Genomic DNA, 13,927 nt, shown 5'->3' on the forward strand with positions numbered 1-13,927 from the left:
GTTAATGCCACGCCCTTTCCATAGTTAAAACGAAAAAAACGCTCTTCAGCGCTAATTGACAAACATATGTTTTAGCATAGGTAAATCCGTTAGATTTCTTAAATTATCGATTATATAATGTGCCTTATATTCCTGTTCAGCTGCGATCCCGGAGTATATCCCATTTTTTCGATCTATTTGGACTGTTATCCACCCAAGCCGCTTGGCAGCTATAAAATCTTTTTTTATATTATCTCCGATATAAACACACTGATCATGTGGAAGCTGTAATTCCTGACTTGATTGTTCGTAGGGAACATCACTGGGTTTCCAATGCTCTCTGCCCAATCTATCCGTAAGAATAACGGAATGAAATTTCTCTTGAAGCTTTAGTGCATTGACTTTCTTTTCCTGAGCAACTAAGAATCCATCCGAGATTAGACCAATTTTGACCGTGTCCCTTACATTTTCAAGAATCCACTTTGCATCCTCTAGCAAATGAATATCAGGTTCATGGGATCGATAATGATCGACCATATTCTTAATCATCGTCTCATCATAAACAATATTTAGTTTCGAGAGCGTTTTATTGAAAATAAACTTTGTTTCTCCTATGAGAAATAAGTCCAGTGCTGTTTCATAAAATCCCGTGATCTTGAACTCCTTTTTCATCCAACGATCAATCGCTTTAAAGCCGCTTTTCACATAATCCTTTTCTTCGTATAAGGTATCATCCATATCAAAAACCAATGCATTAACGGTCATGTTGGATACTCTCCGTAAAGATCGCCTCATCATACCTAAGCATCGTTAGATTCTCACGCCAGTTATAATCCTCTTCGGAGAAGGTTTCACCGCTGCATATTTGGAGGACCCACAATGGAAAATTTGCTCCAGCTTCAATAGAGAGCGGAATCCCTCCTCCAAAACGAGGATTAATTTCAATGAAAGTTATCTCTCCATTTTCTTTTTTAAAGCATTGCAAAGTAATACACCCAACTGGCCCAGGCAAAGATTTAACCACTTGTTGTACGGCGGTAATGATGTCATTATCTTTCTTAGTAACCCCTTTGCTGACTTCACCTGCTCTGGTCTCTAATCGTAATCTTGGAACGACTGTCTTTATATTTCCATTAAAATCAACCATCACATCAACCGTATACTCTGTACCCGTAACAAATTCCTGAACCATGGCATTGGGGATGTAATCCTTAAAAAAGAACAACTCTTTTTCATTGTTGATTTTGGTAACCCCTACACTTGAACTTCCGTCGAGAGGCTTGATCAATAATGGGAACTGGTACTGTTTATTATTAATTTCATCATCACTTAGTACTTTCGGAGTAGGGATATTTCTATCTTGGAAAAACGTATAAGACTTGGTTTTATCACATGCAATTTCGTTTAATTTCTTACTAGAAACTAATAATTTCACACCAATTTCTTCAAATACATGTTGATTCTCTGAAAAAATAACCAGTTCCGTATCTATAAGAGGGATGATGATATCAATCTTTTCCTTTTGACAAATTTGAAGTAATTTCGGTATGTAGTTTGGATCCGTTACTCTCGGTACAATAAAATGCTTATCGCTAAAGAATGCAGTAGGTGCTGTTTGTTTTAAATCCGCGGTCATAATACTCCCGTTGATGTTATGTTGAACGAAAACTTTCCTAAATTGCTGCAATAAGGATAATCTCCTACCAGAGCTGGTAAACAAAATATTCATCTTACTGTTCAACATTTTTCATACTCCCTTCAAATATAGGCATAGTTGCATGATTGCCATTTTGGATCCCTTGTGGTTTAAGCACTTTAATAAAGGTTAAAGCTAAAATTTTTAAATCAAGAAGAAAGCTTTGATTATCGACATACCAGACATCGAGATTGAACTTTTCTTCCCATGAGATCGCATTTCTACCATTAATTTGAGCCCATCCGGTAATTCCGGGTCGAACTTGATGTCGTTTCGCCTGTTCTTCGGTGTATAAGGGTAGATAATCCATCAACAGGGGCCTTGGCCCAACTAAACTTAAATCTCCCTGGATGACATTAACCAATTGCAATAATTCATCTAAACTGTATTTTCTAAGAAACATGCCAAATGGGGTTAATCGGATCGAATCAGGCAATAAATGGCCCTCATGATCCCTTGCTTCCGTCATGGTCCTGAATTTATAAAGATTAATTGGTTTCCCGTGTAATCCCGGTCTTTGCTGCTTAAATATGACCGGAGATCCCAACTTTAACCTAACCAATACAGCAACGATCCCGATAATCGGAAGAAAGATTACGAATAATGGAATGGATACCAACAAGTCACAAAATCGCTTCATGAATGATCTACTCCTATTGATTTGGGCTGAAATATTTTGATTTGATACGGTCAAGCTTCCATAATAGATAATTCATTTTTCTAAGAGAATGACCATCTACGGCAATTAACCATTGATTATCATTCATCTGAAGCTGGTCGATATGGTGCATCCCATCTTTTCTCCAATCATTCTCTTTATCTGAGCCTTTTAAAATACAGGAAACTTCTTCTTCCTCGTATTCAAACTCTGAGAGTTGATTGACTTTGAAGATACGGACTGAATCTCCATAATGTGGATAATTAGCTTGTGTATATCTATATATGTTTCCATTTGCAACGACTAGTCTTCCTCCTGGTCTGCTAATCATCTTGTTATTTGACAGGATCGGACTTTGAGGATGTTCGCGCCAAGATCCCATTAAATGATCGGAGTAAAAAAGATGAAAATTCCCTTCATCCGTACCTGCAAATATCCACCATTTCCCATCCGCTTGTACAATAGAGGGATCTAAATACCTACCGCTGAACAACTCACACTCCACTTCCCATTCATAGGGGAAATTTCGTGATTTATACAAGAGGACACCATTGGCTTCTGCTGTCTCCGGTAACATATAGTATTCATTCTCATAGGCAAACACTTGGGGATAGGATAAATGGTAATTTTCGCGAAGCACTAGACGTTGATAGTTCCACTCGGATCCATCGGAGCTCGAAGCTAAACCTATTTCTCCTCGACCCGAAGCCTTATTTAGAACCTCGAAGAACAGGTAGAATGTAGCATCATGTTGGATAATAAATGGATCAGCGACAAACTCTGCCGAAACGTCTGTTACATCTGCAGCACGTAAAGAGGGAGTGTCCAATTTGCTGCTTGGAGGAGCTTCAGATACAAAGTCATCCGTGATGAACACGGTAATCGACCAGTTGGATACAATCATCCCTTTCAGAAATAGCGAATAACCATTTTTTAATCTTCTAAATATTTTGAGGCTTATTGTAGGAATGATGAATAACTTCTTAACCTCCACTATCCCCCCTGCTGTGAGGATATGAATGATATGATTATGATGATGCAAGCTATCTGAAATATTCATGTCGTCCTCAACACTTCTTCCTCTTCGATATAACCGCACGGATTATTGGATTGCCATCGCCAGGCATCCCGGCACATCTCCTCAATGCCTTTCTCGGCGATCCATCCCAACTCCCGTTCAGCCTTAGTCGGGTCCGAATAACAAATTCCTATATCTCCAGGTCTTCGATCCGTCATCTTATACGGAATGCGTCTGCCCGTTACTCTTTCGAAAGCAGAAACCATTTCGATAACGCTATACCCACGTCCTGTCCCAAGGTTGTACGCTTCCACACCTGTAGTTGCCATGACCTTCTCCAGCGCCTTCAAGTGTCCGCGCGCTAGATCCTCCACATGGATATAGTCCCTTACACCTGTGCCATCCAAAGTCGGGTAGTCATTCCCATAAATCTGCAGTTCCTTTAACCCGCCTACCGCCACCTGCGTGATAAAAGGCATCAGATTATTCGGGATGCCGTTCGGATCCTCGCCTAATCTTCCGCTGTTATGGGCACCAATAGGGTTAAAATAGCGCAGGATCGCGATGCTCCAATTGGGATCGGAAACGTACACATCCTGCATGATTTCTTCAATCATTAGCTTCGTGCGCCCATAGGCGTTCGTTGCACCAAGTGGAGAATTCTCCGAGATCGGTACGGATTCCGACATGCCGTATACCGTAGCGGATGAGCTGAATATCATTCTTTTTACTGCATACTCCTGCATAAGTTCGCAAAGCACGAGCGTCCCCGTGATATTATTATGGTAGTAGCGAAGCGGTAAACGAACGGATTCACCTACTGCTTTAAGCCCAGCGAAATGAACCACGGCTTCAATTTTATTTTGCTTGAAGACATCTTCAAGACTCTGCCGATCTAATAGATCAATCTGATAGAATTTGAAATCATTTCCCGTTACTTCGTTTACTCGCCTTAAGGATTCCGAACTGCTATTGCAAAGGTTATCCACAACTACTATTTCATATCCTGCATTCAATAACTCCAAGCAGGTGTGACTGCCAACATAACCGGCTCCACCCGTTACGAGAACTGCCATTATTTGACCCCCAAACTGTTTATCAGAATTTCAAGTAATCACTTTTATAAATAATGTTTAAAGTAACGACGTTTTCATAGTAAAATAAATCATATAAAAGCCTAGGATCGCGTAGTAAATGAATTTCTGTTGTCTTTTTACGAATAAACTAATGACCCATGACATGAGAATGACATTATATAACCCGAAATAAATGGTAAATTTTGCAAATATCCAATTTTGTGTAGCGACGGCCATGACAATAAAATTCAGTAACGACATGTTTACGACGTAGTCGCCATGGGGGAATATCTCCCTCAGTTTGTTTCTTCCCAGATAAGCAAATATCAAAGGAACAGCCCCAACAGCTACCCTAATGACGTTAGCTCCGCCTTCTTGGAATTCCTTATATTCGCTATAGTGCGTATCCGCGATAGCTGCGAAAATAGCATCCGATAATACGTTATATCCCAGAATTAACATAACCGCCAGAAATAGGAGAACAAAAGTGGATGACGTCCACGCCTTCCTTCTCACAATGAAATAAATAGGAATAAGGATTAATGCGCTCTCATGGAACGTAGAGGCGAAGGCAACCACGAGAAAGTACTTTTGCCAATTTCCAGCAAATAAATATTTGGTAGCAGCGAATACAATGGCTGAAGCTAGAAATTGCCTGACTCCATTCATTGATACAATGTAAAGTCCAGATGTTATGTAGATATAAATACTCACTTCAAACAATCTAGAATACTTGTATAACACATAGACAATTAGAACGTTGGTCACTAACGCTGTTAAAAATATTAACAACTGAGGATCCTGGGTGAATGATTTCAATATCATTTGCAAGATGCCGAAACCAATATCCTTCTCAGCTTTAACTTGTTCCCATGTAAAATCATTTAACGTGTAGGCATACATATAAAAGAAGGTATCACCAATATTTTTACGAAGCCCGGCTATCAATACGAATGTTGCCATCACGATTGCAGTCAGCCATTTATTGGGCTTAAACCATACAGGTCCACTGCCGATTGTCACTGGCGTGGCCAAATGCCTTGAAAAGAAAGATGCGATATAGACGACAACCAGATTAAAGTATGGCCATATTTGATTTCCTTTCGAGTACTCAAGAGATTCTTGTTTTTCTAATCACATACCAATAGAGCATGATTCCAAGGGGAATAGCAAGAAAAGTGAGGAGCTTGGCAGGTGTTTCCTGCATAAACCTACTATTACCTGATGTCATACTGCTGGACACATAGTGGATCGATTGTCTGAATTTAAAGAATAAACCTGCGAAGGGCAATTTCATGAGTTCCTTACGGTAAAAGGCGAAGCCGTTTGGATTCTTGCGGTATTGTTTAAGCATGTTCATCGTTGAACCATCCGGTAAATATTCCACGCAGCAAAGCACTTCATTCATGAGCAGCATTTCATACTGCTGATCCAGCATGTAGTACTTATAGGCTAAACCAACATACTTTTCATTTTCGAAAATAGGATAAGGATACTGTCGGGTTAATGCTGTTCGATAAACTAGCTTCTTATCACCGGTCACACGATGTTTACTATATAACTCAAAAAGTGTTGAGCTCTTGAGATCTTCCGGCAACCTTGAGCCAATGATCCTGCCATCTGTAAAAGCGTCAAGACCGATGATGCCACTCACATGTTCGCTGCGGTGTAACTCCCAAAAGGCGTTTATTTGTTCCACGGCGTCATCCGGCATATAGTCGTCAGAGTCAATACATACATTCAACTCCGTAACGATTAGCTTGTAAGCCGTATTATGGGCTCCATGCATACCCTGATTGTCCTGCCGATGATAGCGGATATGGATCTCATTCTCTGCCATCCAGCCCGCTACTAATTCCCCCGTATCATCTGTAGAGCCATCATCTATAATTAACCAAATGAAATCTCTGGATGTTTGCCGCTTCAGACTCTCGTAACAAACGTGAAGACAATATGCTCTATTATACGTGGGTGTAAATACAGTAAGTTTCTTCATTATTCACCTCGATATGCCTAAATAAAAACCCTCTGTCCACGCCGCTGTATTCTTAATATCGTAACCCTTGTTCGATAAGGATAAAGCCGGTATCTGCCTTGGCAAATTCCTTGCAATTACACGCTTCATCCGGTCTACCCAAACCTGTTTGTCACCGAGCGATAACCGCTCTACTAAATGAATATCCATATCCACTTCTTGGGTAATTTCATCCGAAATGAGACAAGGCAGTCCAGCGCCCTGCGCCTCAATTAGCGTAACAGGCAGTCCTTCATGTAAAGAGGGAAATACGAACATATCAAAAGCTTGAAGCAGTCGCGTAATGTCACTTCTCACGCCAAGGAATTTTACCTTATCTTGCAGCTGCAAAGCTTTCACTTTCTTCTCCATCTCTGGACGCAGCGGTCCGTCCCCTGCCAAAACAAGCACTGTATTCGGCTGATCTCGGTTCAACTGCGCAAAAATATCAATGAGGTAGGAATGATTCTTCTGATGAGCGAATCTCCCCACATGCCCTACGACATAGCACGCTGAGGGAAGCTTCAGCTCCCGCCTTATTTGCTCCCTGACTTCAGGTGAGAATGCAAATTTATCACTCTCAATCCCATTTTTCAGAATCACAACTTTATTTCCCTTGTTTGCAAATAACCATTGGCCCGCTTTATTCGAACATGCCAAAAAGTGAGTTGCACAGGACGTTATAAATGTTCCGGCAACCCACTTATATATTTTGGCAGCAATTCCGCCCTCACTGCTCGTATTATGACTGTGCGCAATCCGTATAGGTGCTCCCGCTTTTTTAGCGGAGCGCAATACGAATCCACTCATTTTGTCCATATGGGCATGCACAATTTTATAATTGGGATATGCAGTAAAGAAATGATCCAAAGCTTGGATATATTTGGTATGACCAATATCCGATACATAGGGGATTCTGTGAATGGTTCCACCCATCTCCATAATCTCGGAATCATACGCTCCCACTTTACTGGTTAGAAAGTCGAATTGAACCTTGGAACGATCCATATTGCGATATAAATTCATGAGGAGTGTTTCCGCTCCACCTCGATTCATATTGACTACAACGTGTAGAATTCTTATTGGATCGCCCACATGCCCTCCACCTTTTCGCCCATATATAGGGAATATATCGTACTCTTCTCATTTAATACCTTCTGGATGGCGTATCTTCTTTCAACCATCTCTCTACCCCACATACCAAGCTTTACTCTTAATTCCTTGTTGTTAGCTAGCAGTATGATCTTCTCTGCCATTGCCGCTTGATCATTAGGCTCTGTAATCCAACCATTATGATCATTCTGAACCAATTCTTTGTGACCTCTGTTCTCACTTGCGATGATGGGAAGGCCACAAGCCATAGCTTCCATGATATTCACCGGTAGCCCTTCACGAAGACTGGATGCAACGGCAATGTCACACATCGGTAATAAGCGATCTATGTCATTTCGATAACCCAGAAAATCAACCTGATCCTCTATACCCAGCTCCTTGGCTAGATCTTGACATTGTTCCTTCAACGAACCCTCACCAGCAAGCAGGAGTTTGACATTAGGAACATCATTTTTGACCGAAGCTAGTGCGTGAAGGAGTAATTGTTGATTCTTGTTCTGATTAAATTCTCCCGCATAGAACAGGAGGATATCATCCGGGTGATAGCCCGTTGTCAGCTTCGATTCACGCTTATGTGAATCATGGACGGGGCTGAAGCGATCAGTATTCACGCCAACGCCATGCACATACTCAATTCGACTTGCTCTGAATCGACGCTTAACGGCTAGTTGGTAGTCTTCCTCATTTATGGTAATCAAGCAATCCGTGAAATACGAAAGAAATTTCTCAAGGGGATAGTAAACTAACCAATTAAGAACGGGGGTTCCTTGGCAAAAATGAAAGCCATGAGCGGTATATATGACCTTAGTCCCATTTCTCCGCGCATTCCTCGCTGCTAAACGAGCCAGTACACCGCCCATCGGGGTATGGCAGTGTATGATATCATATTTGTTTTCGTCAATAATTGACTTAAGCTCCGTATAAGCCTTTATGTTGGTTCGATGAAAAGGTGACCGTTGGATCGGAATGTTAAACTTCGCGTCGACATAAGGAAGGTCCATATTCCCGTTAGCGGCAACATGGACCTCCCAACCCTGCTCTTTAAACCATTTCATGTAGGGCACATGAAAAGCTTTAAAATGATAATCAACTGTGGCACATAACAGCACTTTCTTAGGCATTTGCATCCCCTACTTAATTAATTCTCTCTCCAAGGTGGAAGACAGGTATTTCAGCAATTCGTATCTTAAATCCTCGCGCTGCAGGGCATAATCAATCGTTGTCTGTATGAAACCTAGCTTATCGCCCACATCGAATCGCATGCCTTCAAATTCATAGGCATATACCGACTCAAGTCGATTTAATTCTGCAATGGCATCGGTAAGTTGAATTTCACCACCGGCTCCCGGCTCTTGATTATTGAGAATGTCGAAAATCCTCGGTGTCAGGATATATCGGCCCATAATCGCAAGATTAGACGGCGCTTCTTCTTTCTTGGGCTTCTCAACTAGATGATTGATGCTATATAAACGTTTCTCAATTTCGTTTCCATCGACAATTCCATACCTGGACACCTCTTCATCGGATACGTGCTTTACTCCAATAACGGAAGCATGTCGAGATTCATATTGATTCATCATCTGCTTCAGACAAGGCTTTTCCGCTCGAACGATATCATCCCCTAGCAGCACAGCGAAAGGTTCATCCCCAATGAAATTGCGCGCACACCAGATGGCATGTCCCAGACCCTTGGGTTCCTTCTGACGAATATAATGAATATCAACTTTGGACGACTTCTGAACTTCAGTTAATAAGTCAAACTTCTGCTTTTCCAATAAATTTTGTTCAAGCTCAAAGGAAATATCGAAATGATCCTCAATGGCCCTTTTCCCTTTACCCGTCACGATAATAATATCTTCAATGCCTGACTCAACGGCTTCTTCAACGATATATTGAATGGTTGGTTTATCGACAATGGGCAGCATTTCTTTAGGCATAGCCTTGGTTGCAGGTAGAAATCTTGTCCCCAGACCAGCGGCCGGAATAATGGCTTTTCTTACTTTCATAGATGTTTGCTCCTTTTTAGCCAATTGAGACTAGTTTCTTTGGTAATGGAATGATATTGCTATTTCCTAAATTTACGAGATATTCCCTTAGGCTCTCTTTATCAAGTGAGGTGTAAATGGAAATCATCTCTTTGATTTCTTCTACATAAAGATCCGCAGTTTTACCTATATAAATCTTGGGATATACTTGCTGTTCGTCGATTTCGTCGGCTTTCAGCAGCTCTTCATAAAGCTTCTCACCCGGTCTCATTCCGGTAAACTCAATCCCGATGTCCTCCAGTGAGTTGCCGGATAACTTGATGAGATTTTTCGCCAAATCTACGATTTTCACTGGCTCTCCCATGTCTAGGATAAAGATTTCTCCGCCTTTCGCTAAGGCTCCGGCTTGGATGACTAATCTGGATGCTTCAGGAATCGTCATAAAGTAGCGAATCATGTCGGGGTGAGTGACTGAAACCGGACCGCCTTTTTCAATCTGATGCTTAAACCTCGGAATAACACTGCCCCTGCTTCCTAACACATTGCCGAAACGAACAGCAACGAATTTGGTATTGCTGCTTCTATCCATATCCTGAATAATCATCTCAGCCATTCTTTTGGTGGCACCCATGACGCTGGTTGGATTCACCGCTTTATCCGTTGATATCATGACGAATGTACCAACATCGAACTTGCTCGCCGCTTTAGCAACGTTCATCGTGCCGATTACATTGTTCTTTAAAGCTTCTTCCGGATTTCGCTCCATGAGCGGTACATGTTTATGGGCAGCTGCGTGATACACGACATCAGGCCGATGTCTGTTCATGATCGTCATCATCTTCCAAGAGTCCTGAATATCGGCAATTTCCGTTACGAATTCAATCTCTGTATGTACACAAATGTCCTTTAATTCCATTTCAATTGAATAGATGCTGTTCTCCCCATGTCCTAAGAGAATCAGCTTCTGAGGCTGAAACTTCGTGACTTGTCGACAAATTTCCGAACCAATCGAGCCTCCAGCACCAGTTACTAGTACCACTTTGTCCGTGATAAATTCGGAAATACTCTCAATATCAAGCTCTATCGGTTCCCTACCTAATAAATCTTCAACCTGAACGTCCAAGAAGTGATTAACGGAAAGCTTACCCGTTACTAGATCCTCAAGCTTAGGGAGTGTTTGGGTCTTTGCTGTCGTCTTCGCACATTCTTGGAATATGAAGTTGAGGTCCTTTTTACCTAGAGAAGGAATTGCAATAATAATATTGTCGATTTGCAGCTCTTTTACCGTCATTTCTATGCGATCAACGCCGCCAACGACGGGTATTCCCAAAATATCCAGGTTATGCATTCGCGCGTTATCATCAATAAACGCAATAGGTTCTAGATCCGCGTCATTATTTTTAATCAATTGCCTGGCAACCATCATCCCTGCCGAACCGGCACCTACGATTAAAGTACGCTTTTTATTCACTTGTTTATTGATATAACGGTTCCTAAGGAGGCGCCAACAGAAACGAGATCCACCAATCAGCATGATGTGGAGCATCCATGTGACTGCGAGTAAACGGAAGTAGATATCCTGCACAATGATTTGCTGAACAAACGCCACGGTAATAATAGAAAACGTAATCGCCTTTACAATAAACAACAATTCCCCGATGCTCGCATGTTCCCAGGCTTTTTTATAAAGCTTATACACAAACGAAAACACATGATGACTAATGAGCAAAGTAATGGAACTAACGACCAAAGGCAGCGTTATGACGTTTAGATCTGCGCTCAATAAAAGTCGGCTAAAAAAAATGGACGTTAATACAATGAATGAGTCTACGAATATTAATAGAGATAACCTTTGTCGGTATGACAAATAAATCCACCCTCTCACTAAAGTTCTTAAGTATAAGGCCTTTGGAGAAAGACCATATAATTAAATCCTTTAATACGTTCTAGGGCATCTAACCCTTCCTCGCACCACACTTTTGACGACTCGCGTCTAAGGTCGATTCAACCCACAGCATGGTCGAGTGCTTCCATTGATAACGGTAAGGAGGCATCACCGGAGCGTATTTAGGAATCCATTTTATTGTTCTTCATAAAGAACGAAGCTATAAAGATTGGCAATAATCCTATTATAAAGAACGTTTTTTACATAATAATTCTTTATAAAGAACAATTCGAGAAAAAAAAAATTACTCTTCTCTGGTCCCAAATAGTTAATTTAATTGTAGTTCTTTATAAAGAACATGTCAACACTAATTAATTTTCCTAGTCGCTCATTATATTTGTATCAATTCCTCTATGCGGAGCGGGCAAATCTACTGCACATTACAGCAAAGTAAATACGGCTGCCTTCAGGTTGACCAACCTTCTGAGCTACCTGGATTCCCTTTATTCTTTGAATAATGGTACACACCAGACGCTGAGTGTCCAATGACTTAGATTAATAGCAGTTTGCTTTGGATATCATCCGGAATCGAAACAAAAAAGCCACAATCACCATTGCGATGATCGGGCTAAACTTTGCATCAATACCGATGATTTAATAACTCCAACGAATGCGACAACCAATGTTGCTAGTGTTAATATATCATTCGAGATCATGTCCATGGATAGATCACGCTCCTTTAAATTTAAAAGCAATTGTAATAGCTCTAACGATAATCGCACCTATTACTGTCGTTCCTACCCAAAAAATGATTTTGTTAATTTTATCTAGCCGATGATGGGATGCCTTTGTGGATTGCAAAGCTTCCTGCGCAATGTCTTGGGCATTAACTGCATCACCTTCTCTTACCAGATTTTTGAACATAAAAATTAGCCCCGATTTGCTCGAAGTTTAGTGCTATGTTTTTTATTCAGGCGAACTTACTACTCACCTTTTCTGACTCAACGCTTTTATTCTGTTTAAGTCGAGTTGTAGTCAGGTACTTACCCAACTTAATTGATGGTTTTTCAATAAAATTGTACATCAAAGTAGCAAACAAGAACGAGACCAGCAAGGATCCGATAAGAATTATTCTGATCGGAACACCCGTACTATGCAATGTTTGCAGCATCGTTAGAATAATCACCACATGGATGAGATACAAGCTATAAGATATTTTGCCCAAGAAGCATACAAATTTGGTTCTTAATATTTTCGAGAACAAGGCCGAGTTAATGGCAAATATGATTAAGATCGCTGCACCCAAAGTAATTGCCCACGAATCAATTACTGTTCTGTAAAAAGGAGATATCCCTTGATAAACAAAAGCTTTAATTGCAAACGATGGGTGTATCAATAAGTAAGTTACCAAGCCAGATGCGAAAATAAGCAATTTCATCTTTTTGTTTAGCAGATTATATTTACTTGCAATAAATGTTCTATGTTTGGCTATCAGAGCACCAATGATGAACATTGCAGTGTAATTGAGTGATGCTACGTATTCTACTCCTGTGTTTTTAGGTTGGAAAATCTCAAACAATATCATTGCCACTAACGTACAAAGAACGCTTAAACTCAAACTTTTTTTCCAATCAAGTTTTACTATGAGTAGCATGATTAATGGGAAAATGATTGATATTCTCATTTCATGTACAAGTGACCATATGACAGGGTTTAGATTACTGAGAAAAGTACCTAGCATAAGTACATGATCCTTCACCGCTTGGAAGCTAAGTGGAGCCGTCCAGAACGAATTTACCCACCCACTTAACCCCTTCATTCTTCCTTCATAATAGATTTCTCTACATCCAATTGCGATGAACATCGCAACTAAGTAAGGCATGTAAATCCGGCATATGCGTTTAATAATAAATGATGTATAACTAGATTGATTATTATTAAAATATGGAAGAGCTAAGACGAAACCACTTAGAATAAAAAATAATATCACAGCCTCTCCGCCTGAAATAAACAAACGAAGAGGACTGAATTCAAAGATTATTTTAGATAATTTTCTAGGTGGAATCACTTGATACATATGCGAAAACACTACAAATAGTGCCGCAACTCCTCGAAGAGAATCCAACTCTTCATACCGCTTGTTCATGGCAACCCCCGAAATACTTTATTAAGAACGCTATCGTCCTTAATAAAGAATATAGCAAATATTGGGATTTTGTTGCAAGAACTAATTTGGTATAAGCCCTATATCTACGTAGGTCGGTCTGTAAAACCGTATAGTAACTGTATTATCAAACGTATCAACAATTGAAACCGAGGTCGTTCCGTTCGAATATGCTCCGGGTCCTTTAGGCTTTAATCGTCTATATTAGAGACAAATCTACCCTTCACTTTTTAAAACATTCAAGAAATAAAATATCAATATTTTACAATCCATTTTATGACTTCTTTCGATATATTTCCCTATTTTTAGTGTACAATGTTACAAGAATATAAATAACTC

General features: G+C 40.4%; 12 protein-coding genes and 1 pseudogene. All 13 read right to left on the minus strand.

Going from position 1 to position 13,927, the window contains the following annotated elements; genetic code table 11:
• Positions 1–51: 51 nt before the first annotated feature.
• On the minus strand, positions 52–744 hold the full coding sequence (locus ACBP55_RS32805) for an HAD family hydrolase (protein ID WP_464647696.1): 693 nt from the start codon (positions 742–744) through the stop codon (positions 52–54).
• On the minus strand, positions 734–1,723 hold the full coding sequence (locus ACBP55_RS32810; RefSeq protein WP_464647698.1) for an ATP-grasp domain-containing protein: 990 nt from the start codon (positions 1,721–1,723) through the stop codon (positions 734–736). The genes ACBP55_RS32805 and ACBP55_RS32810 overlap by 11 nt, the downstream gene beginning before the upstream one ends.
• Positions 1,710–2,315 carry a sugar transferase gene (locus tag ACBP55_RS32815; protein ID WP_464647700.1) on the minus strand — a complete coding sequence of 202 codons (606 nt, stop codon included), beginning with the start codon at positions 2,313–2,315 and terminating at the stop codon, positions 1,710–1,712. The genes ACBP55_RS32810 and ACBP55_RS32815 overlap by 14 nt, the downstream gene beginning before the upstream one ends.
• Positions 2,316–2,328: 13 nt before the next feature.
• Entirely contained in the window at positions 2,329–3,393 is a 1,065-nt protein-coding gene (locus ACBP55_RS32820; RefSeq protein WP_464647702.1) for a glucosamine inositolphosphorylceramide transferase family protein, read from the minus strand.
• Positions 3,390–4,427: a UDP-glucose 4-epimerase GalE gene (gene galE, locus ACBP55_RS32825; protein WP_464647703.1), complete on the minus strand. Its 1,038-nt coding sequence runs from the start codon at positions 4,425–4,427 to the stop codon at positions 3,390–3,392. The genes ACBP55_RS32820 and galE overlap by 4 nt, the downstream gene beginning before the upstream one ends.
• A 22-nt stretch (positions 4,428–4,449) precedes the next feature.
• Positions 4,450–5,519: pseudogene (locus ACBP55_RS32830) on the minus strand (EpsG family protein).
• A 19-nt stretch (positions 5,520–5,538) separates the two neighbouring features.
• Positions 5,539–6,423, minus strand: a complete 885-nt coding sequence (locus ACBP55_RS32835) for a glycosyltransferase family 2 protein (RefSeq protein ID WP_464647705.1) — start codon at positions 6,421–6,423, stop codon at positions 5,539–5,541.
• Positions 6,424–6,426: 3 nt separating this feature from the next.
• Entirely contained in the window at positions 6,427–7,536 is a 1,110-nt protein-coding gene (locus tag ACBP55_RS32840; RefSeq protein WP_464647707.1) for a glycosyltransferase family 1 protein, read from the minus strand.
• Complete coding sequence (locus tag ACBP55_RS32845) at positions 7,521–8,675, minus strand: glycosyltransferase family 4 protein (protein WP_464647708.1); 1,155 nt, start codon at positions 8,673–8,675, stop codon at positions 7,521–7,523. Before ACBP55_RS32845 ends, ACBP55_RS32840 begins: the two co-directional genes overlap by 16 nt.
• 9 nt (positions 8,676–8,684) lie before the next feature.
• The gene (galU, locus tag ACBP55_RS32850) at positions 8,685–9,560 is read right to left on the minus strand and encodes a UTP--glucose-1-phosphate uridylyltransferase GalU (RefSeq protein WP_268614153.1); all 876 of its coding nucleotides are present in this window, start codon (positions 9,558–9,560) and stop codon (positions 8,685–8,687) included.
• A 16-nt stretch (positions 9,561–9,576) separates the two neighbouring features.
• Positions 9,577–11,406, minus strand: coding sequence for a polysaccharide biosynthesis protein (locus ACBP55_RS32855; RefSeq protein WP_464647711.1), 1,830 nt, complete (start codon positions 11,404–11,406; stop codon positions 9,577–9,579).
• Between the two features lie 747 nt (positions 11,407–12,153).
• Complete coding sequence (locus tag ACBP55_RS32860; protein ID WP_464647713.1) at positions 12,154–12,348, minus strand: hypothetical protein; 195 nt, start codon at positions 12,346–12,348, stop codon at positions 12,154–12,156.
• 46 nt (positions 12,349–12,394) lie between these two features.
• On the minus strand, positions 12,395–13,570 hold the full coding sequence (locus tag ACBP55_RS32865) for an acyltransferase family protein (RefSeq protein WP_464647715.1): 1,176 nt from the start codon (positions 13,568–13,570) through the stop codon (positions 12,395–12,397).
• Positions 13,571–13,927: the final 357 nt, after the last annotated feature.

Source organism: Paenibacillus sp. WG02 (genome assembly GCF_055396115.1).

Excerpts from the sequence above, each read along its gene's own strand:
- ACBP55_RS32865 (WP_464647715.1), bottom strand. The coding sequence starts at position 13,570 with ATGAACAAGCGGTATGAAGAGTTGGATTCTCTTCGAGGAGTTGCGGCA.
- galU (WP_268614153.1), bottom strand. The coding sequence starts at position 9,560 with ATGAAAGTAAGAAAAGCCATTATTCCGGCCGCTGGTCTGGGGACAAGA.
- ACBP55_RS32845 (WP_464647708.1), bottom strand. The coding sequence starts at position 8,675 with ATGCCTAAGAAAGTGCTGTTATGTGCCACAGTTGATTATCATTTTAAA.
- ACBP55_RS32805 (WP_464647696.1), bottom strand. The coding sequence starts at position 744 with ATGACCGTTAATGCATTGGTTTTTGATATGGATGATACCTTATACGAA.
- galE (WP_464647703.1), bottom strand. The coding sequence starts at position 4,427 with ATGGCAGTTCTCGTAACGGGTGGAGCCGGTTATGTTGGCAGTCACACC.
- ACBP55_RS32815 (WP_464647700.1), bottom strand. The coding sequence starts at position 2,315 with ATGAAGCGATTTTGTGACTTGTTGGTATCCATTCCATTATTCGTAATC.
- ACBP55_RS32820 (WP_464647702.1), bottom strand. The coding sequence starts at position 3,393 with ATGAATATTTCAGATAGCTTGCATCATCATAATCATATCATTCATATC.
- ACBP55_RS32835 (WP_464647705.1), bottom strand. The coding sequence starts at position 6,423 with ATGAAGAAACTTACTGTATTTACACCCACGTATAATAGAGCATATTGT.
- ACBP55_RS32860 (WP_464647713.1), bottom strand. The coding sequence starts at position 12,348 with ATGTTCAAAAATCTGGTAAGAGAAGGTGATGCAGTTAATGCCCAAGAC.
- ACBP55_RS32810 (WP_464647698.1), bottom strand. The coding sequence starts at position 1,723 with ATGTTGAACAGTAAGATGAATATTTTGTTTACCAGCTCTGGTAGGAGA.